We start from the raw sequence: 21,490 nt of genomic DNA on the forward strand, positions 1-21,490 counted from the left end.
CGGGTCCGGGACCAGCTCCGGACCGCTCCGAAAGGACACCATGTACGCCAGCGTGAACTCCGGGCAGCGGAAGATCGCAGCAGCCCAGCGCCCCCTCGGCACCGCCTACTGGAAGGGCGTGGTGCAGCCCGGTTGGACCCGTACGGCCTTCCCGGCGGACCACCCGGCCTCCGTCGCCGCCGCAGCCGTCGCCGAGGAGCCGCTCGGCGCGGAGCTGACCGAGCGGCTGGACCGGACGAGCAAGGGCAGCGCCGACGCCCTGCACGTCCTGCTGGCCACGGCGCTCGCCGGGCTGCTGCACCGCAGCACGGGCTCCGAGGAGGTGACCCTCGGCCAGCCGGTGCCGGCCGGTGACCTGGCCGAGGGCGAACCGCTGACCGCTGCCCTGCCGCTCTCCTGCGAGCTCGACGCTTCCACCGACCTGCGGACGGCCCTCGCCCGGGTCCGTGAGGCGGTGCTCGGCGCGCTGGAGCACCGGGACTACCCGCTGGACCTGATCGCGGCCGAGGCCGGGCTCACCGCACCGGACGGCGGCAACCCGTTCTTCGACACCGCACTGCGTCTGGACGGGCTGCACGCCGGCCTCACCGCCCCCGTCCTGCTGGAGTTCGACCGGACGGACGGCGGACTGCGGCTGACCGTCAGCTGCGACCCCGCCCGGTACGAGGCCGCGAGCGCGCAGCGGATCGCCCGGCACTTCCGGCTGCTGCTCGACCGCTGGACCGCCGCGCCGGACACCGCCCTCGCCGACGTCGAGCTCACCACCGACGAGGACCTGCGCCGGCTGGCCGAGATCAACGACACGGCCGCGCCGTTCGAGGACACCGTCCGCATCCACGAGCTGTTCGAGCGCCGGGCTCTGGCCACGCCGGACGCGACCGCCGTCGTGCTGGACGACCGCACGGTGACGTACGCCGAGCTCGACGCCCGCGCCAACCGTCTCGCGCGCACCCTCGTCGACCGCGGGGTCGGCACCGATGTGCTGGTCCCGGTGGTCGCCGAGCGCTCGCTGGAGATGCTGGTCGCCGTGTACGCGGTGCTGAAGGCCGGCGGCGCCTACCTGCCGGTCGACCCCACCTACCCCGAGGACCGCATCCACTACCTCCTGCAGGACAGCGGGGCGAAGCTCGCCCTGGCCCGCCGGAGCTCGCTGGAGCTGGTGCCCTGGGAGGTCGAGGCCGTCGACCTCGACGACGAGGCGTCCTACGCGGAGGACGCGTCCTCGCCCGCCGTGGCCGGCAGCTCCACCGACCTCGCCTACGTCATCTACACCTCGGGCTCGACCGGCAACCCCAAGGGCGTCGCCGTCGAGCACCGCTCCGCGGTCAACCGCATCACGTGGATGCAGAAGGCGTACCCGGTGGCCCCCGGCGACGTCATCCTGCAGAAGACCTCGATCTCCTTCGACGTCTCCGTCTGGGAGCTGTTCTGGTGGGGCTTCGAGGGCGCGGCGGTCTGCCTGCTGCCCCCGGGCGCCGAGAAGAACCCCGAGGCGATCATCGAGGCGGTGAAGCGGCACGGCGTCACCACCCTGCACTTCGTGCCGTCCATGCTCGCGGTCTTCCTCGACTACGCCCGCAGCCTCGGCGCCACCGGGGCGCTGGCCGGCCTGCGCCAGGTCTTCGCGAGCGGCGAGGCCCTGCCGCCGCACCTCGCGGCCCGCTTCGGCGAGCTGCTCACCTCCGCCGCGGGGACCCGCCTGATCAACCTGTACGGGCCCACCGAGGCCACCGTCGACGTCTCGCACCACGCGCTGCCGGTGGGCGTCGAGCCGCGCCGGGTGCCGATCGGCGCGCCGATCGACAACATCCGCCTGCACATCGTCGACCACCGGCTCCGGCCGCAGCCGGTCGGCATCCCCGGCGAGCTGTGCATCGCCGGCGTCGGGCTGGCCCGCGAGTACCTGGGCCGCCCGGAGCTGACCGCCGAGAAGTTCGTCGAGAACCCCTTCGAGGGCGAGCAGCGCATCTACCGCACCGGTGACCTGGCGCGCTGGCTGCCGGACGGGACGGTCGAGTACCTGGGCCGGATCGACAACCAGGTGAAGGTCCGCGGCTTCCGGATCGAGCCCGGCGAGATCGAGGAGCAGCTGCGCCGCCACCCGGCGGTCGCCGAGGCCGTCGTCGTCCCGCACCGCGCCGCCGACGAGCAGGTCTACCTGTACGGCTATGTGACGCTTGGCCAGAGGGGCCCCGCTCAGGAGGGGCCGGACGAGAAGGAGCTGAAGGAGCACCTGCGCGGCATCCTGCCGGAGCACATGGTGCCCGCCCGGATCGTCCGGATCGACGCGCTCCCGGTCACGCCCAACGGCAAGCTGGACCGCAGGGCCCTGCCGGAGCCGCCCGCCACCGGCCAGACGGCCGGAGCCGCGTACACCGCGCCCTCGACGCCGACCGAGGAGCGGCTCGCGGAGATCTGGCGTGAGGTGCTGGGCGAGGAGAAGGTGGGCGTCCACGACTCCTTCTTCGCCCTCGGCGGCAACTCGATCCACTTCGTCAGCGTGCTCGCCCGGGCCAGGTCCTTCGGCCTGGACTTCAGCTTCCAGCAGTTCTTCCAGCACCCGACGGTCGCCGAGCTCGCGGCGATGCTCGACTCCGGTGCGCAGAGGACCGCCACCGAGTCGCAGGAGTTCGCGCCGTTCTCGCTGGTCCCCGACGCCGACCGGGCCCTGCTCCCGGCGGACGCCGAGGACGCCTACCCGATGTCCATGCTGCAGGCCGGCCTGATCTTCCAGAGCGAGATCACCCGGGGCACCGCGCAGTACCACGACATCATCAGCTACCTGATCACCAGCCCGTTCGACCCGGAGGTGTTCGCGGAGGCCGTCCGCATCCTGGTCGAGCAGGCACCGATCCTGCGCACCACCTTCCACCTGGTCGGCTTCAGCGAGGCCCTGCAGATCGTGCGCAGCACCGTACCGCTGCCGCTGACCGTGACCGACCTGCGCGGCCGCACGCCCGACGCGCAGCAGGCCTGGTTCGAGCAGTGGGTCAAGGAGGAGCGCGGCCGGCGGTTCCGCTGGGAGGAGCCCGGGCTGATCAGCCTGCACGTCCAGGTGCTCCGCGACGACCTGTACCGCTACAACATCAGCCTGCACAACTCGGCGCTGGACGGCTGGAGCATCAACCTCGTCCACACCCGGCTCTTCGACATCTACTACCGCCTGCGGGACGGTCGCCCGCTGCCCGAGGCGCCCGGCGACCACCTGCGCAACCACGTGGGCCTGGAGCAGCGGGCACTCGGCTCGGAGGAGGCCCGGGCGTTCTGGGCCGGCCTCCTGGACGGCGTCGAGGGGACGGAGATACCGCGCCCGGAGACCCCCGACCAGGAGGAGTTCGCCGTCGGCATCCGCCCGGTGCCGATCTCGCACGAGCTGTCCGAGCGGATCGTCCGCCTTGCCGACGAGGTGGGCGTCCCGGTCAAGAACGTGCTGCTCGCGGCCCATATGCGGGTCCTCGGCCTGCTGGCCGGCTCGCGCGACGTGCTCAGCGGCTACGAGCACAGCGGCCGGCCGGAGTTGGAGGGCGCCGACCGTTCGATCGGGATGTTCCTCAACACCGTGCCGTTCCGGATCCCGCTGACCGGCGGATCGTGGCGTGAGCTGATCCGCTCGGTGTACGGGGCCGAGATCGACCTGCTGCCGCACCGCCGCTACCCGATGGCCCGGATGAAGCAGGACCTGGGCACCCAGCGGCCGCTCTTCGAGACGGTCTTCAACTTCACCCACTTCTACCTGCTCAAGGAGCTCAAGCAGCTCCCCGAGTTCGCCCTGCTGGACGTCCAGGTGCAGGCGGAGACCGAGTTCGTGCTCCGGGCCGAGTTCTCCCGGCACTTCTTCGACGACAACGTGCGCCTGAGCCTGCACCACCACGCCGACGTCCTCAACTCCGAGCAGGTGGACCGGATGGGCGGCTACTACCTCAAGGTGCTGGAGCTGATGACGGCCGACCCCGACGGCCCGTCGGTCAGCGCCGACCTCGCGCTCGCCCCCGAGGACGCCCGCCTGCTCCCCGAGGGACGTACGGCCGAGGAGCCGGCCCCGGCCGTGGCCGCAAAGCCCCGCGAGGGCGGCAGCCTGACCCCGGGTCAGCGGCGGATCGCCGAGGCCTGGTCGCAGGTGCTCGGTATCCCGGTCGGCCGGATCGGGGCCCAGGACAGCTTCTTCGACCTGGGCGGGAACTCCCTCGCCGCGCTCCGGGTCGGCCTGCTGCTCGACGGCTCGGTCTCCCTGGTCGACGTCATGCGTTACCCGGAACTCGACCGGCTGGCCGCCGCCGCGGCCGAGTCCTCGTCCCGCGACACCGACACGACCTCGCACCTGCAGCTGCTCACCCCGGCGCAGGAGGACCCGGTGGCGACGCTGGTCTGCTTCCCGTACGCAGCCGGGCACGCGGCCGCCTTCGTCCCGCTGGCCCAGGAGCTGGCGGCCCTCGACGACCGCATCGCGGTGTACGCCGTCGAACTTCCCGGCCACGACCTGCTGCGCCCTGACGAGCCCTGCCGCGACGTGGCCACCACCGGGCGCCTGGTCGCCCGCGAGATCGCCGAGCGGACCGACGGGCCCGTCCTGCTCTGGGGGCACTGCGGCGGCGCGGCCATCGCGGTGGAGGCGGCCCGGCAGCTGGAGCAGGACGACCGTGACCTGCGACACCTGGTCATCGGCGGCAAGCTCCTCAACCCGGCCGACGAGACCCAGGAGCAGATCGACCTGCTGCACGGGATGTCCGACCAGGACATCGTGGACTGGCTGATCGAGCGGACCGGCTACAGCATCGACGACGGTCTCGACCTCAGCCGGGCCAAGGCCATCGCCACCCTCTTCCGTCACGACGTCGAGAGCTCGCACCGGTACCTGCTCGCGGTCCGGGCGGAGCAGGACCGGCCGGCGCTGCGCGCACCGCTGAGCTTCGTCGCCGCCGCCGACGACAGCACCACCGCCGAGTACCCGCGGATCCACACCGAGTGGAAGCTCGTCGCCCCCGACCTGCGACTGCACGAACTCCCCGACGGCGGCCACTACTTCATCCGCACCCGGGCCGCCGAGGCCGCCCGGATCGTGGCGGAGGCCTGGGCGGACTCCACCGACCGCAGCTGACCCCGTACACCGCTTCCTCGTCCCGTCCACACCGCTCCCCCCGCCCGTCACCCGAAACGAGAAGAACCCGATGAAGTCCTATCTGTCCGTCCTGCGCCTGCGGGACTACCGGCTGCTCTGGTCGGCCTCCGTCCTGAACCTGATAGGCGACGGCGCCACCTGGACCGCCCTCTCCTGGCTCGCCATCTCCAAGGCCGGCGCGGGCGCACTCAGCGTGCTCGCCATCTGCTACACGATGCCGGTCATCCTCGGCGGTGCGATCGTCGGCCCGCTGCTCGACCGCTTCTCCCGCCGCGCCGTCCTGATCACCGACTCGGTGATCCGCGGCGTCCTGGTGGCGAGCGTGCCGCTGGTTGCGCTGGTGGGCGACGTCGCCCTCTGGCAGCTCTACGTGGTCGCGGGCAGCTACGGTCTGCTGAAGATCGTCCCGCTGGGCGCGGTGCCGACCATCGTGCCCGAGCTGGTCCCCAAGGAGCAGCTGCAGCCGGCCGCCGCCCTGGAGACCATCGCGTACGGCGCGGCGGGCTTCGCCGGCCCGGCGATCGGTGGTCTGCTCATCCCGGTGATCGGCGGCGAGGCCGTCCTGGCCCTCGACGCGGGCAGCTACCTGATCTTCGCCCTCGCCATCGCGGCGATCCGCACCTCGCTGGCCCGCCCCGAGCCCGCTCCGGCTCCCGCTCCGCAGCCGGGCGCCGCCGCCGGGTCGGCCGGGAAGAAGGCCAAGTCCGGCTCGGGCAACTGGGGTTGGGGGCCGGTCATCGCGCTGCTGCGCGCCGACCGGGTCCTGCTCAGCATCACCGTGGGCTTCGCGCTCTTCAACTGCGCCATGGGCATGCTCCGGGTCACCAACCCCTGGCTCGCCCACAACGCCCTCCCCGGCGGTGCCCACACCCTCGGCCTGCTGCTCGGCGCCGCCAACGGCGCCGGTCTGATCGGCTCGCTGATCGCCGGTGCGCTGAAGCCGTCTGACCGCCAGATGGGCCGGATCGGCCTGCTCCAGATCTTCGCCGGCGCCTCGCTGGGGCTGCTGCTCATCCTCAAGCTGCCGGTGGTGCTGATCGGCCTGGTCCTCTCGGACATGCTCTCCGCTCCGATGACCGTCTCCTCGCAGGTGGTCCGCATGGTCCGGATCCCGGCCGAGGTCCGTGGCCGGACGATGACCTTCATGCGCACCCTGATGAACAGCACCAGCCCCGCCGGTGCCGCCGTGGCCGGCGCCATGCTGGCCGCCGGCTCCTACCGGCCGGTCGTGATCATCATGACGCTGGTCGCGGCGGTGCCCGGCCTGTTCATGTACCTCGCCTACCGGAAGACCTCGTTCGCCGAGGAGCTCGGCCTGAACAAGTCGCCGGAGCCGGAGGCTTCGTCGGAGGCTTCGTCGGAGGCAGCCCCTGAGTCGTCCGAGTCCTCGGAGTCCTCGGAGTCCTCGGAGGACGCCCCGAAGCTCGCCGCCAAGAGCTGACCCCGCACCACGATCGACGACCCCGGTCCGCCCGCGCGGGCGGACCGGGCCCGAGGAGGACGAGATGACGGAACTGCTCCTGGTCGGCATCGGCGACCTCGGCCTGCCGTACCTGATCGCGGCCAAGCGGCTGCAGGTCGGTGTACGGCTGGTGGAGACCGCCGAGCGCGCCGAACCGCTCCGCGACCTGGTCGACGGGGTCCAGCTGGTGCCCGGCACGGCCGAGGAGCAGTGGGCCGACGCCGCGCTCGCCGCAGCCGCCGAGCGGGCCCCCGACGGCGTCCTCGGCCTCGGCGAGCACCAGGTGATGGCCGCCGCCCTGGTCGGTCACTACCTGGGGCTGCCGGGGCCCGGGCTCGGCGCCGCCGTCGTCTCCCGCAACAAGGCACTGCAGCGGGCGCGCTTCTCCTCGGCAGGCCTGCCGCAGCCCGAGTTCCTGGTCGCCGACTCACTCGCCGAGGCCGGCGAGTGGGCCGGTGCCCGGTTCCCGGTGGTGCTCAAACCGCTGGGCGGCTCCGGGAGTTCGGGTGTGGAGCTGGTCCGCGACCGGGCGGCGTACGCCGAGGCCGTCGAGCACCGGGCACACGACGGCCGCCTGCTGGTCGAGTCCGCCGCCCGTGGGCCGGAGTACAGCTGGGAGGGCCTGGTCCGGGAGGGCAAGGTCCTGCTCGGCAACATCACCGCGAAGGAGACCACCGGGCCGCCCCACTTCGTGGAGACGGCGCACCGGGTCGGCGGCGCGCCCGCCCATGTCGAGCGGGCAGGGCAGCAGCTCGGCCGCGACGTGGTGGCCGCGCTGGGCCTGGACACCGGGATCGCCCACCTGGAGTTCCGGATGACCTCGGCCGGCCCGGTGATCATGGAGGTCGCGGTACGGACCCCCGGCGACTCCATCATGGACGCGGTCGGGCTGGTCCACGGCCTGGACATGTACGAGGCGCTCGTCCGGCTCGCGCTCGGGATGCCGGTGCCCGCCGTCGAACGGGCTGTGCCGCACGGCCGCAGCGCCAGCCTCTTCCCGCTGGCCCGGCCCGGGCGGGTCACCGCGGTGACCGGGCTCGCCGAGGTCCGCGAACACCCCGGCGTGGCCCGGGTCTTCGTCGGCGTACGGCCCGGCGACACGGTCCGCCCGACCACCTGCTCGGCCGACCGGCCCGCCGCCGTCCTGCTCAGCGCCGACGACGACGCGCAGCTGGAGCGCTCCATCGCCCACGTCCGGGCCACTCTCGCCATCGAGACCGTCCCCGAGGCGTGACCCCGCCGTCGGTGCGCGAGGCCGGACCCCGCCGACCTCGCACACCGATCTGACGGCCTCTCATCGGCTGTGTACTGTGGAGGCCGTGACCGCACTCGACCCCCAGCGCACGGCACTCGTCCTCATCGACCTCCAGACCCGCATCGCGGCGCTGCCGCTGACCCCGCGGACGGGTGCCGAGGTGGTCGAGGTCTCGCGCAGCCTCGCTCAGGCCTACCGCAAGGCGGGCGCAACCGTCGCCGTCGTCCAGGTGCACCGTCCCGACGTGGACGAGCAGCCGCCGGGCAGCGAACTCGTGGACGACCTGCTCGACAGCACCGACCTCCTGGTCACCAAGCGAACCTTCGGCGGCTTCCACGACGGCACCCTGCACGCCCAGTTGAAGCAGCGCGGCATCACCACCCTGGTGCTCGCCGGCATCACCACCAACCTCGGCGTCGAGTCCACCGCCCGCGCCGCCCGCGACCACGGCTACCGCCTGCTCTTCGCCGGCGACGCCATGGCCGCCCTCACCCCCGAGGAACACGACCTCTCGGTGAGCCACAACTTCCCCCACTTCGGCGAGGTCGTCACCGCCGCCGAAGCCGTCGCCCGCATCAACGCCGCCCAGCCGGCCTGACCCCGCAGGCTTCCCGCGCCAAACAGCAGCAGAGCCCCGCACCGACCCGGTGCGGGGCTCTGCTGCTCTTCAAGTCCTGAGCCCCCTGTCGGAGTCGAACCGACGACCTACGCATTACAAGTGCGTTGCTCTGGCCAGCTGAGCTAAGGAGGCGCGGTAGCCGTCCGCGGCGGACCACGGCGGCACCGGGGGAAGTCTACCGGGCGGGGACGGTGTGGTGGCGGCAGATATCGCGCAGACGCGGAGGCCGGGGCCGAATCGTCCGGTTTGGGCCGGGTGCCCCGGTTGTGACCGGACCGATGCCGAATTCGGCCACCCTGGGGGCTGACAAGCAGATGAACGTCCGGGTACCGTCGCCCGAGGTGGGTTCGTGGAGTGGTTCAGACCATCCGTACACGCGAACCGGCCGCCGAAAAACAGACCCTTTACTCGGATCGTCCGGCACGTTCCTGCCGGTGAAGGAGAACACAGTCATGGCTTCTGTCACGTTCGACAAGGCGACGCGTCTCTACCCGGGCGGCACCAAGCCCGCCGTGGACGCCCTGGAGCTGCACGTCGAGGACGGCGAGTTCCTCGTCCTGGTCGGCCCCTCCGGCTGCGGCAAGTCCACCAGCCTCCGCATGCTGGCCGGCCTGGAGGACGTCAACGGCGGCGCCATCCGCATCGGCGACCGCGACGTCACCCACCTGCCGCCGAAGGACCGGGACATCGCCATGGTGTTCCAGAACTACGCGCTGTACCCGCACATGACCGTCGCGGACAACATGGGCTTCGCGCTCAAGATCGCGGGCGTCAACAAGGCGGAGATCCGCACCAAGGTCGAAGAGGCCGCGAAGATCCTCGACCTCACCGACTACCTGGACCGCAAGCCGAAGGCGCTCTCCGGCGGCCAGCGCCAGCGAGTCGCGATGGGCCGCGCGATCGTCCGCGAGCCCCAGGTCTTCCTGATGGACGAGCCGCTGTCCAACCTGGACGCCAAGCTCCGCGTCTCCACCCGTACCCAGATCGCGAGCCTGCAGCGCCGCCTGGGCATCACCACCGTCTACGTGACCCACGACCAGGTCGAGGCCATGACGATGGGCGACCGCGTCGCGGTCCTCAAGGACGGCCTCCTCCAGCAGGTCGACACCCCGCGCAACATGTACGACCGCCCGGCCAACCTCTTCGTGGCCGGCTTCATCGGCTCGCCCGCGATGAACCTGGTCGAGGTCCCGCTGGTCGACGGCGGCGTGAAGTTCGGCGGCTCGGTCATCAACATCTCCCGCGAGGAGCTGGCCGGCGCGGGCACCGACAAGACCGTGACCGTCGGCATCCGCCCGGAGCACTTCGAGATCGTCCCGGCGGGCGGCATCGACGGCGTCGCGGTCACCGTCAACGTGGTCGAGGAGCTCGGCGCGGACGGCTTCGTCTACGGCACCACCAAGATCAGCGGCGACGACAAGGACATCGTCGTGCGCGTCCACGGCCGCCAGATCCCGCAGAAGGGCGAGACCATCCACGTGGTCCCGACCGGCGGCGAGACCCACGTCTTCTCGACCTCCTCGGGTGCCCGTCTGAGCGCCTGACGGCAGTCCCGTCGACAAGTCGACAACTCCCCCGAGCTTGCCGGGCCCTCGTCGGATTCCCCCCGACGAGGGCCCGTTCGCGTCCCCGCGTCAACACGCCGAAGGGACGAACCAGGACACGACTCACTCGTTGGGGTAACGGAGTGCAACTCAAACCCAACCCAGCGCTACGCTCCTGAGCGTGAAACAGCTTGTACGCCGCATCGGCCAGACCGTTGCCCTCACTCTGCCCGTGATCCTGGTGACCACCGGCACGCTCGCCGTCACCCGCGTCCCGTGGGCCCCTCCGACCGGGCTGGACCAGCAGGTGGTCGCGGCGTCCAGCGGGGACGGGACCATCGGCCGCTCCGCCGCGAGCACCAACACCCAGGGGCTCGCGCCGCAGGACGCCCTCCGCGTCGACCTGATGGAAGAGCTGCGCAACCACAACCCGGGCACCGCGCTCGACCTGCTGGAGCGCACCATGCGGGAGAAGCCCACGCTGACCCCGTACTGCAGCTCGCTCGCCTCCGAGCTCGGCAAGGCGGCCGTCCGCAAGTACCAGGGCGACGCCCAGCGGGCCCGCTCCTTCGCCCGCCCGGTCTGCGACGGGTCCTTCGCCTCCGGCGTCGTCGGCTGACGCTCGCGGGGACCAGGGGACGATTACCGGCCCACGGAGATACCCGGGAAGCGGGGAAGCATGGGGTCCACGACACGTGGACCCTATTGTTCTCGCTATGACCGCTGACTCCACCAGCCACCGCCCCCAGCCCGCAGCCCCCGTCGTCACGCAGGCCGTCATCCTGGCCGGCGGGCAGGGTTCCCGGCTGCGCCCGTACACCGACGACCGGCCCAAGCCGCTGGTCGAGATTCCGGGTACGGGCACCCCGATCGTCGGGCACCAGCTGGCCTGGCTCGCCGAGGAGGGCGTCACCGATGTCGTGATCTCCTGCGGCCACCTGGCCGAGGTGCTGCAGGAGTGGCTCGACAAGGCCGATCTCCCGCTCGACGTCCGCACGGTCGTCGAGACCGAGCCGCTCGGGCGCGGAGGCGGCCTCAAGTACGCCTCGCAGGCCCTCCCTCGCCCGGACGAGCCCTGGTACGCCACCAACGGCGACATCTGGACGCGCTTCAGCCTCCGCGACATGGCCGCCTTCCACCACGAGCGGGACGCCATCGCGACGCTGGCGCTGGCGCGGCCCCGGATCCCCTGGGGCGCCGTGGAGACCGACCAGTTCGGGAACGTGCTGGACTTCATCGAGTCCCCGCCCTCCCCCTTCCTCATCAACGCGGGCCTGTACGTCTTCTCCCCGGAGTTCCGGGCGCTGCTGCCCGACGTCGGGGACCACGAGCGCACCACCTTCCCGCAGCTCGCCCGCAGCAAGCGGCTGGCCGGCTACCAGCTGCCGCAGGGCTGCTACTGGCGGGCCATCGACACCGCGAAGGACCTCACGGAGGCGGCCAAGGAGCTGGCCTCCGGTGCGGGCCGCACCACCATCGCTTAGCGCAGCCGGAGTATCGCGTAGCGCAGCACCCGAAGCGCGGAACGGCAGGAAGCCCTCTCGGTGAGAGGGCTTCCTGCCGTTCCGTCGAACCGTCAGAGGCTCACGCCGTGGTGCTCTCCTCCCGGCCGCCCCGGTCCATCCCGAGGTCCAGCAGCGGACCGCTGCCGAGCACCCCGCCGATCAGGCCGGAGCCCCCGCTGGAGCTCGGCCTCGGCGAGGAGCTGCCCGACCCGCTGTGGCCCGAGGAGCCGCTGGTCGAGCCGCCCGGGGTACCGCTGGAGCCGGCCGTGCTCTTCTCCGACCTGGTCGAGGAGGCCTTCCCGCTCTTGCTCGGCGAGGGCGACGGGGACGTCGAGTGAGAGACGCTGGGCGAGGGCGAGGTGCTCGGCGTCGGCGAGGGCGACGGGCCGTTGCCGGGCCACACCGGGGAGCCGTAGTCGGTCGGCGGCTTGCTCGGCGCGGGGTTCGGCCGGCCACCCGTACGGACCGCGGCGCCCAGCATCGAGCCGAGCAGCAGGGTCAGCCCGACCACCACCGCGGTGACCACCGATCCCCGCCTGAGCACCCGTCGGCGCAGCGCGGCGGGCGCGGCGGAGCCGTACCTGCGCCAGGCCTCCAGGGCGATCCGGCCGTCCAGCGAGGCGAACGGCGCGCCAGCGATCAGCAGCGGGCTCCAGGCCGCCAGGAAGATCAGGTCGGGGGTGTCGTAGACCGGCACGGACCGCCAGCTGACCGTGAAGAGCAGCGCGGCGGAGAGCATCATCGCCGCACCCGCCGCGACCCGCTGCCAGAGGCCGAGGATCGTCAGCACGCCGACCACGATCTGGGTGAACGCGACACCGAGCCCGGCCCCGACGGGGTGTGCCATGGCGAAGTCGAGCAGCGGCTGGGCGACCCGCCAGGGGTGCAGCGAGGCGAGCCAGCGCATCATCGAGCCACGGTCGCCGCCGTCGAAGTACACCGGGTCGCAGAGCTTGCTGAAGCCGGCGTACACGGCGAGCGAGCCGAGCACCACGCGCAGCGGCAGCAGCACCAGGCCGAGGTCGACCTTCCGGCCGGGGTACCAGGCGTGCCTGGACTCGCCGGCCGCCATGGCCGAGATCTCGGGCAGCTCGCCACTCGGGCTCCAGCCCTCGGCCATCGGCCGGTCCGGCGAGCCGGGCTGCCTGGGCACGGCCTTGCCGTACTGCGGCAGCTGCTGGGTGTCGTCCGCCGCGCCAGGCGCACCGGCGGGCGCGGGGACGGTGTTGAGGCGTACGGCGTCCAGCAGCTGAGTGGCCGCCACATCGCCGGGCGCCGCCTGGCCCGTCCAGGTCACCGCCGTGACCCGCCCCTTGCGGCGCGGGGCGGTGCCCGCGACCGAGCCGGCCGCCGCGCCCACCCCGGCGAGCGCCGGGACGGCCGAGCCGGCCACCACGACCTGCGGGGTGACCATCGGCCGGGAGACGAAGCTCTGCATGCCGTACGGGTCGCCGAATGCCGCTCCGGCCGGGGTGTCGATCAGCGGGGCCACCGGGGCGGCGAGTCTGACCCGGAAGCTGGCCTGCGTGCTGCTGAGCTTGGCCGGGTCGGACGGCACCTTGATCGTGTTGAGGCCGGGGTCGGAATCTATCCCCGCCGTGCCGCCCTGCCCGAAGCGCCGAGGTGTTCTGGTGTCCACACCCGTCTAACCGGGTGACGGCCGGTTAGGACACTCTCCCGGGTGGATTCTCGGCGCGTATTGAAGTGATCATGAGTAAACCGATCGGGCCTGAACAGGCCCGATCGGTTCATTCACAATTGCTGACGACTTGGGCCCTTCGGAGGGTCCCAGCTGCGCGGAGGTGCTAGCCGCGCTTGGCGCGCAGGCGCGCCGCCTCGTACAGCACGATGCCCGCCGCGACACCGGCGTTCAGCGACTCGGTGGCACCCGGCATCGGGATCCGCACGCGGATGTCGCAGGTCTCCGAGACCAGCCGGGACAGGCCCTTGCCCTCACTGCCGGCCACGATGACGACCGGACCGGCCAGCGCCTCCAGGTCGCCGATCTCGGCCTCGCCGTCGGCGGCCAGGCCGACCACGGTCAGGCCCGCCTTCTGGTACGCCTCCAGCGCGCGGGTCATGTTGGTGGCACGGGCCACGGGCAGCCGGGCCGCCGCGCCGGAGGAGGTCTTCCAGGCACCCGCGGTCATCCCGGCCGCCCGGCGCTCGGGGATCACCACGCCGTGTGCGCCGAAGGCGGCGGCGGAGCGGACCACGGCACCCAGGTTCCGGGAGTCGGTGACCCCGTCCAGCGCGATCACCAGCGCGTCCTCGGCGTTGTCCGCGGCGTCCGCCAGCAGGTCCTCGGGGTGCGCGTACTCGTACGGCGGGACCTGGAGCACCAGGCCCTGGTGGTTCATCTGGCCGGTCATGTTGTCCAGCTGCTGGCGCGGGGCCTCCATCAGCGGGATGGCCCGCTCGTTCGCCGCCTGGAGGGCCTCGCGCACGCGGTCGTCCATGTCGATGAACTGCTGGACGTACAGCGCGGTGGCGGGCACGCCGCCGCGCAGCGCCTCCACCGTCGAGTTGCGGCCGAAGACCAGCTCGGCCGCGCCGGCGCCACCGCGCCCGCCACGGCCGCCGCCACCGGCCCGGCGCATGCCGGCCCGGGCCTTGGCGTCCCGCTCGCGCTTCAGCGCGGCGTTCGCCTGGCGCTGCTTGGGGTGACCCTTGCGGGCCTCGCCGGGCGGGGTCGGGCCCTTGCCCTGGAGTGCCTTCCGGCTGTGGCCGCCGGTCCCGACACTCGCGCCCTTCTTCGATCCGGGGTTGCGTCGGTTCCTGCGTGCGCTGTTGCCGGCCATGGCTGTACTTCCTTCTGTCTCGCACGCCCGACGGCGATTCCGTCTTCGACATGCTCTGCGTCATGCGGGAGGGCCGCACCGGGTCCGGTACGGCCCACCCTCACCCCTCACCACAAGGGGTTACTGGTTGGTTGCTCGCTACTTGTTGATCGTCCAGCGGGAGCCGGACGGGGTGTCCTCGATCGACAGTCCGGCCAGGGTGAGCTGGTCGCGGATGGCGTCCGAGGTGGCGAAGTCCTTGCGGGCCCGAGCCGCCTGCCGCTGCTCCAGCACCAGCTGGACCAGTGAGTCGACCACGCCGTGGAGGTCGTCACCACGGTCGGCGCCGGCCCACTGCTCGTCGAGCGGGTCGAGACCCAGTACTCCGAGCATCGCACGGACCTCGGCCAGACGCGCTACCGCGTTCTCCTTGTCGTCCGCCGTCAGCGCGCTGTTGCCCTGCCGGACGGCGGTGTGCACGACCGCGAGCGCCTGCGGCACACCCAGGTCGTCGTCCATCGCCTCGGCGAAGGCGAGCGGCACCTCGGGCGCCGCGTCGACCGCGCCGCAGCGTTCGACCACGCGCTGGATGAAGCCCTCGATCCGGGCGAACCCGGTCTCGGCCTCGCGCAGCGACTCCTCGCTGTACTCGATCATCGAGCGGTAGTGCGGGGCGGCCAGGTAGTAGCGGAGCACGATCGGGCGCCAGCGCTGCACCATCTCGGAGATCAGCACCGAGTTGCCGAGCGACTTGCTCATCTTCTCGCCGCTCATGGTGACCCAGGCGTTGTGCACCCAGAAGTTCGCGAAGTCGTCGCCGAAGGCCTTGGACTGGGCGATCTCGTTCTCGTGGTGCGGGAAGATCAGGTCGAGCCCGCCGCCGTGGATGTCGAAGGCCTTGCCCAGGTACTTGTGCGCCATCGCCGAGCACTCCAGGTGCCAGCCCGGACGGCCTCGGCCCCACGGGGTGTCCCAGCTGGGCTCACCCTCCTTGGCCCGCTTCCACATCGCGAAGTCGCGCTTGTCGCGCTTGCCGGTCTCGCCGGCGCTCTCCGGCTGCAGGAGGTTCTCCAACCGCTGGTTGGAGAGCCCGAGATACTGCGGGAACGTGGTGACGGCGAAGTAGACGTTGCCCTCGGACTCGTAGGCGTGCCCCTTCGAGATGAGGTGCTGCATCATCTCGATCATCTCGGGGATGTGCCCGGTGGCCCGCGGCTCCACCGACGGCGGCAGGCAGCCGAGCGCCGAGTAGCCGTCGTTGAAGGCGCGCTCGTTCTCGTACGCGATCTGCCACCACGGGGTGCCGAGCTCGCGCTCCTTGGCGATCACCTTGTCGTCGATGTCGGTGACGTTGCGGACGAAGGTGACGTTGTAGCCGCGGTAGAGGAACCACCGGCGCATCACGTCGAAGTTGAGGTTGGACCGGATGTGTCCGATGTGCGGGGCCGCCTGGACGGTCGCGCCACACAGGTACATCGAGACACAGCCCGGTACAAGCGGGACGAAGTCGCGTACCTGGCGGGTGCTGGTGTCGTACAGGCGAAGGCTCACAGCGTCAAGCGTAGTGGGCGGCAGGGGGTGCCCCGCCACCTTTCGGGGACGGGGGCCGTCACATCTTTGGCCATATCCACGGCCGACGCCCGCCGGATGTTCCGCTTCGGCTAACGCCGTTCGTACACCAGCGCCGTCGCGAGCGCGGCCAGCCCCTCGCCCCGGCCGGTCAGGCCCAGTCCGTCGGTGGTGGTGCCCGAGACGGAGACCGGGGCACCGACCGCCGCGGAGAGCACCGCCTGCGCCTCGGCCCGGCGCTTGCCGACCTTCGGGCGCACCCCAATCACCTGAACGGAGACGTTTCCGATCTCGAAACCCGCCTCCCGGACGATCCGGGCCGCCTCGGTGAGCAGCTTCACGCCGGACGCGCCGGACCACTCGGGCCGGTCGGTGCCGAAGTGTGCGCCCAGGTCACCGACCCCGGCGGCGGAGAACAGCGCATCACAGGCCGCGTGCGCCGCGACGTCGGCGTCCGAGTGCCCGGCCAGGCCGAACTCGGAGTCCGGCCACTCCAGACCGGCGACCCAGAGCGGTCGGCCGGCCTCGAAGGCGTGCACATCGGTGCCGATGCCGATGCGGGGGACCAGCGGGTCAGAAACCATCGGAGGCCCTCCGTCGGGCGAGTACGGCCTCGGCGAGGACGAGGTCCAGCGGGCGGGTCACCTTGAAAGCCTCCTCGTGACCGGGCACCACGACCACCCGGCCGCCGAATCGCTCGACCAGCCCGGCATCGTCGGTGACCGGCGGAAGACCGCCGGAGGCCTCCTCGGCGAGGGCCTTCTCGTGCACCTCGTGCAGGACCTCGCGGCGGAACCCCTGCGGGGTCTGCACTGCACGCAGCGTGGCCCGGTCGGGCGTGTCCACCACTGGCTCGGGCCCGCCGCCGGCCTGCGGCTCGACCCGCTTCACCGTGTCGGCCAGCGGCACGGCGGGCACCACGGCCTCGGCGCCGGCGCGGACGGCCGCGGCGACGGCGTCCACCACCTCCACCGGGACCAGCGGGCGGGCCGCGTCGTGCACCAGGACGATCTCGACCTCGGCCGGGATCGCCGCCAGGCCCAGGCGCACCGACTCCTGCCTGGTCGCCCCGCCGGCCACCACCCGGATGTCCTTGCCGTCCAGCCCGTGGTTGTCGAGCAGCGCGGCCACCTCGGCCACGCCGTCCGGCGGAGCCGCGACGACCACCAGGCCCACGGCCCGGCTGCGCGCCAACGCCCGTACGGCGTGCACCAGCAGGGGCACCCCGCCGAGTTCGCGCAGGGCCTTCGGGGCTCCCGGCCCGAGCCGCTCGCCCCGCCCGGCGGCGGGGACGACGGCTGCTGCGACTGCTGCTGTGGCGTTCAGGTTTCGCTCCTTCGGCGAAGTGGGTATGGCCATGGCGTGCACGACGGGTGCACGGCACGGATCCCTTCCAACTGCTAGCCCGTGGACCTCTGCAACCCTGCTGTGAACCGCGTGGACCAGGCACGGCCAGGCACCGACCCCGCCGGACCGGCCGCCGTCCACGATCCTCGGTACGGCGACGCCTGCCGTGCAGACATGCCGAACCGAGCCGAGACGGCGAAGCGCCGTGCCGAGGCGGCGAAGCACCCGGACATGCCGAACCGTCCGGACACGCCGAAGCGCCCGAGGTGCTGCTGCATCACCCGGGCACGTACGTGACCGTGATGACGCACCAACATCGGGCGCTGTGGCATTGCGGACTGACCGGGAGGATCGGGCCTAGGAGGCCAGGACCTCGTCGAGCAGCGTCTCCGCCTTGTCCTCGTTGGTGTTCTCGGCCAGCGCGAGTTCGCTGACCAGGATCTGCCGCGCCTTGGCGAGCATCCGCTTCTCACCGGCCGACAGACCGCGCTCACGCTCGCGACGCCAAAGGTCGCGCACAACCTCGGCGACCTTGATAACGTCACCAGAAGCGAGCTTCTCGAGGTTCGCCTTGTAGCGGCGGGACCAGTTGGTGGGCTCCTCGGTGTACGGTGCACGCAGCACCTCGAAGACCCGGTCCAGACCCTCCTGGCCGACTACGTCACGCACGCCGACGAACTCTGCGTTCTCGGCGGGCACGCGCAGCGTCAAGTCTCCCTGCTGCACCTTCAGCACCAGGTAGGTCTTGTCCACACCTTTGATCTGGCGAATTTCGATGGCCTCGATCAGCGCGGCCCCGTGATGGGGGTAGACCACCGTGTCGCCAACCTTGAACGTCATGTGACAGGACCCCTTCCGTGGCTTTCCAGAATAACACGCTTTTCGGCGCACCCGAAGGGCGTTTTCGCAGGTCAGGGCGGGTCTCGGGGCTTGACAAGCACCCCCATGACGTGCTGCGACCGGTGTTCGACGAAGGCTTCTCGCAGGTCGGAGGCGGTGCGTGCACCCGACGAAACCTGTGGCAACACTGCCGAAACCATGATTGGATCTTGAGTTTTCGCCGCATATCCGGCCGTGACCGGTTCGTGATCCGATCTTGGTCCGTTCCCGCGCCCGGCCCGGCTCCGGTCCCACTCCGGAACCTCGCACGGCACGGGGTCCGCCGGGTGTGTCGTTCGTGGGCGGCAAGGCTCGGCAGTTTCAGTCGGTACGCGACACGGGGCCACCCCGTGAGAAGCGGATAAGTGCGGTCGGTAATCTGAGCCCTGACCACCCGACACGTGATCCAAGGAGAAGCCGCCGCCGTGAGCCGCAGCCTTCGACGCGGCGCCATCGCCGCCCTCGTCCTCGCCGCGATCGTCCCGCTGTCCGCCTGCGCCGCCGGGAACACTCCCGACACGCTGGCGGTCACGCCGGACAACGCGTCGACGTCGATCGGTAACGACCTCAAGCTCAACAACATCGTGGTGGTGACCAAGGCCGACACCGCCGCCGAACAGACCGGCCCGGCGAACGTCACGGTCAACATCAGCAACTCGGGCACCTCGCCCGAGACCCTGCAGTCCATCACCGTGGGCGAGGGCTCCACCGCGACCTTCACCACCGACAAGGGCGCTCCGCTGTCGGAGATCGTCATCCCGGCGGGCGGCTCGGTGCTGCTCGGCGGTGAGGGCCAGCCGGTCGCGCACCTGAGCTCGGCGGCCCTGACGGTCGGCGGTTTCGCTCCGACCTCCTTCTCCTTCGCCAAGGCCGGCAAGGTCGGCACCCAGGCCCAGGTCCTTCCGGCCAAGGGTCCTTACGCGGCCTACGGCCCGGGCGGCTCCGAGGTGACGGCTCTGCCGTCGGCCACGGCCTCGGTCGCGCCGTCGGCCTCCGCCTCGGCGTCCGCCACGGCCTCGGCTTCCACCTCGGCCTCGGCCGGTGCTACCGCGAGCGGCTCGGCGAGCGCCTCCGCCACGGCCACGCACTGACGTGGATGTGCGAAGGGCCCCTGCCCGGCAGGGGCCCTTCGCACGCTCCGCCGCTTACCGCCGGCGGTTTACGGCTCGAACTTGTAGCCGAGGCCACGCACGGTGACCAGGTAGCGCGGCGCGCCCGGGTCCGGCTCGATCTTCGCCCGCAGGCGCTTGACGTGGACGTCCAGGGTCTTGGTGTCACCGACGTAGTCGGCGCCCCAGACCCGGTCGATCAGCTGCATCCGGGTCAGCACCCGGCCCGCGTTGCGCAGCAGCATCTCGAGCAGGTCGAACTCCTTGAGCGGCAGGTCGACCTTGGCGCCGTCCACCGTGACCACGTGCCGGTCGACGTCCATCCGGACCGGGCCGGCCTCGAGCGCGCCGGGGCCGCCGCCGTCCGCGTTGCCGTTGCCGTCCTCGCCCCGGCGGCGCAGCACCGCCCGGATCCGGGCGACCAGCTCGCGGGTGGAGTAGGGCTTGGTGACGTAGTCGTCCGCCCCTATCTCCAGGCCGACCACCTTGTCGATCTCGCTGTCCTTGGCCGTGACCATGATCACCGGGACGTTGGACCGGACCCGGAGCTGGCGGCAGACCTCGGTGCCGGGCAGGCCGGGGAGCATCAGGTCGAGCAGCACCAGGTCGGCGCCATTGCGTTCGAACTGCTCCAGCGCGTCGGGGCCGGTGGCGGCGATCGCCACCTCGAAGCCCTCCTTGCGGAGCATGTACGAGAGGGCGTCGCTGAACGACTCCTCGTCCTCGACCACCAGTACTCGGGTCACGATCGGGCCTCCGGGGCAGGATGGGGGTTTGCGGCTGATGTGGATGCGGTCAGGGGGAGTTCCGGCTGACGTTCCGTCGGGGCCTGCCCGGCGGGGAGCCGTACGGTGAAGGTGGAGCCCTGGCCCTCGACGCTCCATACCGACACGGTGCCGCCGTGCGAGGCGGCCACGTGTTTGACGATGGAGAGGCCGAGGCCGGTTCCGCCGGTGGCCCGGGAGCGGGCCGGGTCCACGCGGTAGAAGCGCTCGAAGATCCGCTCGCGGTCCTTCTCGGAGATGCCGATGCCCTGGTCCGTCACCGAGATCTCGATCAGCTCGCCGTCGGCCTCGCCGAGGGCGGCGGCGCTGGAGATCCGGCGGGTGGCGATGGCCACCCTGGTCCGGGGCGGGCTGTAGTTGACGGCGTTCTCGACCAGGTTACCGAGCGCGGCGGCCAGCTGGCCCCGGTTGCCGTGCAGGTAGAGGCCGCCGATGCCGCCCGCGGCGATGTGGATCTGCTTGGCGGCGGCCGGCTGGCGGCAGCGGTCGATGGCCTCGGCGATCAGCTCGTCGACCGGGACGGGCTCCGGGTCGATCATCAGCTGGTCGTCCTGGACCCGGGACAGGTCGATGATCTCCTGGACCAGGCTGGCGAGGCGGGTGGCCTCGATCTGCATCCGGCCCGCGAAGCGCTGAACGGCCTCGGGGTCGTCGGAGGCGTCGGCGACGGCCTCCGAGAGAAGGGAGAGCGCACCGACCGGGGTCTTGAGCTCGTGGCTGACGTTGGCCACGAAGTCCCGGCGGACGGCCTCGACCCGGCGGCGCTCGGTGAGGTCCTCGACCAGGACGAGGACCAGACGGGAGCCCAGTGGGGCGACGCGTACCGAGACCGCGAGCGGCTCGGCGGCACGGGCGACACCCGGCCGGGGCACCTCCAGCTCGACCTGGCGGATCTCGCCGTCGCGGCGGGTGGCCCGAGCCAGCGAGAGCATCTGCTCGACGGCCATCGCACCACCCCTGACCAGGCCCATCGCGTACGCGGCGGAGCTGGCCTTGACCACCTCGTCGCCCTCGCCCAGCACGATCGCGCAGGAGCGGAGCACCGAGAGCACGGTGTCCACGCCGGGCGGGAGCGGAGGCTCCTGCGCCGGCACGCTGCTGGCGGCAGTCCTGCTGCCCTTGCCGTTCTTACCCGTCTTGCTGCCGCTGCTACCCCTGGCCTGCTCGCGCTCGCTCCAGCGGAAGGCGATGGCGGCCGTGAGACCGACGCCGAGCCCGGCTATGGCGCAGGCAGCGGCGGCGGCCACATTCACGTCCATGTGGCCAGCGTAAGCGCATCGCGTCGGCCTGCCCCCAGGGTGCGATCAAGGGATCGGCCGCGCGTTGCCGAGAATTCACCTTCAGGTTTCCACCGGTTCACTGCAGGGGTCGTGCGTGGTCGCTCGGACGGCCCAGTGTGGCTGGTGCAGCCCGTGTGGGGTTGGGGCCGGCGGCGTACACCTGCCGTGGGCTCCTGGGCGCGCGTACGATTCGCGCCACCAGCAGCGGCCGTCCGCACGGGAGTGCGGAGGGGCCGGTCG

At 71.8% G+C, this 21,490-nt stretch carries 16 protein-coding genes and 1 tRNA gene; 8 read left to right on the forward strand and 9 right to left on the reverse strand.

Annotation, left to right across the window (positions count from 1 at the left end; translation table 11 throughout):
- Positions 1-40 precede the first annotated feature (40 nt).
- The 4 genes from FB465_RS15285 (at position 41) to FB465_RS15300 (ending at position 8,431) form a co-directional block, all read left to right on the forward strand.
- Positions 41-5,095 (forward strand): non-ribosomal peptide synthetase, encoded by a 5,055-nt coding sequence (locus FB465_RS15285; protein ID WP_145791154.1) that lies wholly within the window; start codon positions 41-43, stop codon positions 5,093-5,095.
- A gap of 70 nt (positions 5,096-5,165) precedes the next feature.
- Positions 5,166-6,557 (forward strand): MFS transporter, encoded by a 1,392-nt coding sequence (locus tag FB465_RS15290; RefSeq protein ID WP_145791156.1) that lies wholly within the window; start codon positions 5,166-5,168, stop codon positions 6,555-6,557.
- A 64-nt stretch (positions 6,558-6,621) separates the two neighbouring features.
- Positions 6,622-7,812 (forward strand): ATP-grasp domain-containing protein, encoded by a 1,191-nt coding sequence (locus FB465_RS15295; RefSeq protein ID WP_145791157.1) that lies wholly within the window; start codon positions 6,622-6,624, stop codon positions 7,810-7,812.
- An 85-nt stretch (positions 7,813-7,897) separates the two neighbouring features.
- Complete coding sequence (locus FB465_RS15300) at positions 7,898-8,431, forward strand: isochorismatase family protein (RefSeq protein WP_145791160.1); 534 nt, start codon at positions 7,898-7,900, stop codon at positions 8,429-8,431.
- A gap of 79 nt (positions 8,432-8,510) precedes the next feature.
- On the opposite strand, the gene FB465_RS15305 is transcribed toward FB465_RS15300, so the two are convergent.
- Positions 8,511-8,584: transfer RNA gene (locus FB465_RS15305), tRNA-Thr, on the reverse strand.
- A 320-nt stretch (positions 8,585-8,904) separates the two neighbouring features.
- Between FB465_RS15305 and FB465_RS15310 the strand changes: the two genes are divergently transcribed.
- The 3 genes from FB465_RS15310 to FB465_RS15320 all read left to right on the forward strand — a co-directional run bounded on the left by FB465_RS15310 (position 8,905) and on the right by FB465_RS15320 (position 11,480).
- On the forward strand, positions 8,905-9,996 hold the full coding sequence (locus FB465_RS15310) for an ABC transporter ATP-binding protein (protein WP_145791161.1): 1,092 nt from the start codon (positions 8,905-8,907) through the stop codon (positions 9,994-9,996).
- Positions 9,997-10,177: 181 nt separating this feature from the next.
- On the forward strand, positions 10,178-10,615 hold the full coding sequence (locus FB465_RS15315; RefSeq protein WP_145791163.1) for a hypothetical protein: 438 nt from the start codon (positions 10,178-10,180) through the stop codon (positions 10,613-10,615).
- 97 nt (positions 10,616-10,712) lie between these two features.
- Positions 10,713-11,480 (forward strand): nucleotidyltransferase family protein, encoded by a 768-nt coding sequence (locus tag FB465_RS15320; RefSeq protein ID WP_145791165.1) that lies wholly within the window; start codon positions 10,713-10,715, stop codon positions 11,478-11,480.
- 100 nt (positions 11,481-11,580) lie between these two features.
- Here the strand turns inward: FB465_RS15320 and FB465_RS15325 are convergent, their stop codons facing one another.
- From FB465_RS15325 to FB465_RS15350, 6 genes are all read right to left on the reverse strand, one after another.
- Positions 11,581-13,140, reverse strand: a complete 1,560-nt coding sequence (locus FB465_RS15325; RefSeq protein ID WP_145791167.1) for a DoxX family protein — start codon at positions 13,138-13,140, stop codon at positions 11,581-11,583.
- Between the two features lie 166 nt (positions 13,141-13,306).
- Complete coding sequence (gene rlmB, locus FB465_RS15330) at positions 13,307-14,302, reverse strand: 23S rRNA (guanosine(2251)-2'-O)-methyltransferase RlmB (protein WP_145791169.1); 996 nt, start codon at positions 14,300-14,302, stop codon at positions 13,307-13,309.
- A 138-nt stretch (positions 14,303-14,440) separates the two neighbouring features.
- Positions 14,441-15,832: a cysteine--tRNA ligase gene (cysS, locus tag FB465_RS15335; RefSeq protein WP_145791171.1), complete on the reverse strand. Its 1,392-nt coding sequence runs from the start codon at positions 15,830-15,832 to the stop codon at positions 14,441-14,443.
- Positions 15,833-15,942: 110 nt separating this feature from the next.
- Positions 15,943-16,434, reverse strand: a complete 492-nt coding sequence (gene ispF, locus FB465_RS15340; protein ID WP_145791173.1) for a 2-C-methyl-D-erythritol 2,4-cyclodiphosphate synthase — start codon at positions 16,432-16,434, stop codon at positions 15,943-15,945.
- Positions 16,424-17,209, reverse strand: coding sequence for a 2-C-methyl-D-erythritol 4-phosphate cytidylyltransferase (gene ispD, locus FB465_RS15345; RefSeq protein WP_145791174.1), 786 nt, complete (start codon positions 17,207-17,209; stop codon positions 16,424-16,426). The genes ispF and ispD overlap by 11 nt, the downstream gene beginning before the upstream one ends.
- Before the next feature lie 345 nt (positions 17,210-17,554).
- Positions 17,555-18,037 carry a CarD family transcriptional regulator gene (locus FB465_RS15350; protein ID WP_030244332.1) on the reverse strand — a complete coding sequence of 161 codons (483 nt, stop codon included), beginning with the start codon at positions 18,035-18,037 and terminating at the stop codon, positions 17,555-17,557.
- Positions 18,038-18,501: 464 nt separating this feature from the next.
- Between FB465_RS15350 and FB465_RS15360 the strand changes: the two genes are divergently transcribed.
- The gene (locus FB465_RS15360) at positions 18,502-19,167 is read left to right on the forward strand and encodes a DUF461 domain-containing protein (protein WP_145791176.1); all 666 of its coding nucleotides are present in this window, start codon (positions 18,502-18,504) and stop codon (positions 19,165-19,167) included.
- Positions 19,168-19,235: 68 nt separating this feature from the next.
- Here FB465_RS15360 and phoP read toward each other — a convergent pair whose 3' ends face one another.
- Both phoP and FB465_RS15370 read right to left on the reverse strand, forming a co-directional pair.
- On the reverse strand, positions 19,236-19,931 hold the full coding sequence (phoP, locus tag FB465_RS15365; protein WP_145791177.1) for a two-component system response regulator PhoP: 696 nt from the start codon (positions 19,929-19,931) through the stop codon (positions 19,236-19,238).
- Positions 19,928-21,229 (reverse strand): sensor histidine kinase, encoded by a 1,302-nt coding sequence (locus tag FB465_RS15370; protein WP_145791179.1) that lies wholly within the window; start codon positions 21,227-21,229, stop codon positions 19,928-19,930. The genes phoP and FB465_RS15370 overlap by 4 nt, the downstream gene beginning before the upstream one ends.
- Positions 21,230-21,490 lie beyond the last annotated feature (261 nt).

The organism is Kitasatospora atroaurantiaca, from assembly GCF_007828955.1.
In the GTDB taxonomy this organism is placed as follows: Bacteria; Actinomycetota; Actinomycetes; order Streptomycetales; family Streptomycetaceae; genus Kitasatospora; species Kitasatospora atroaurantiaca.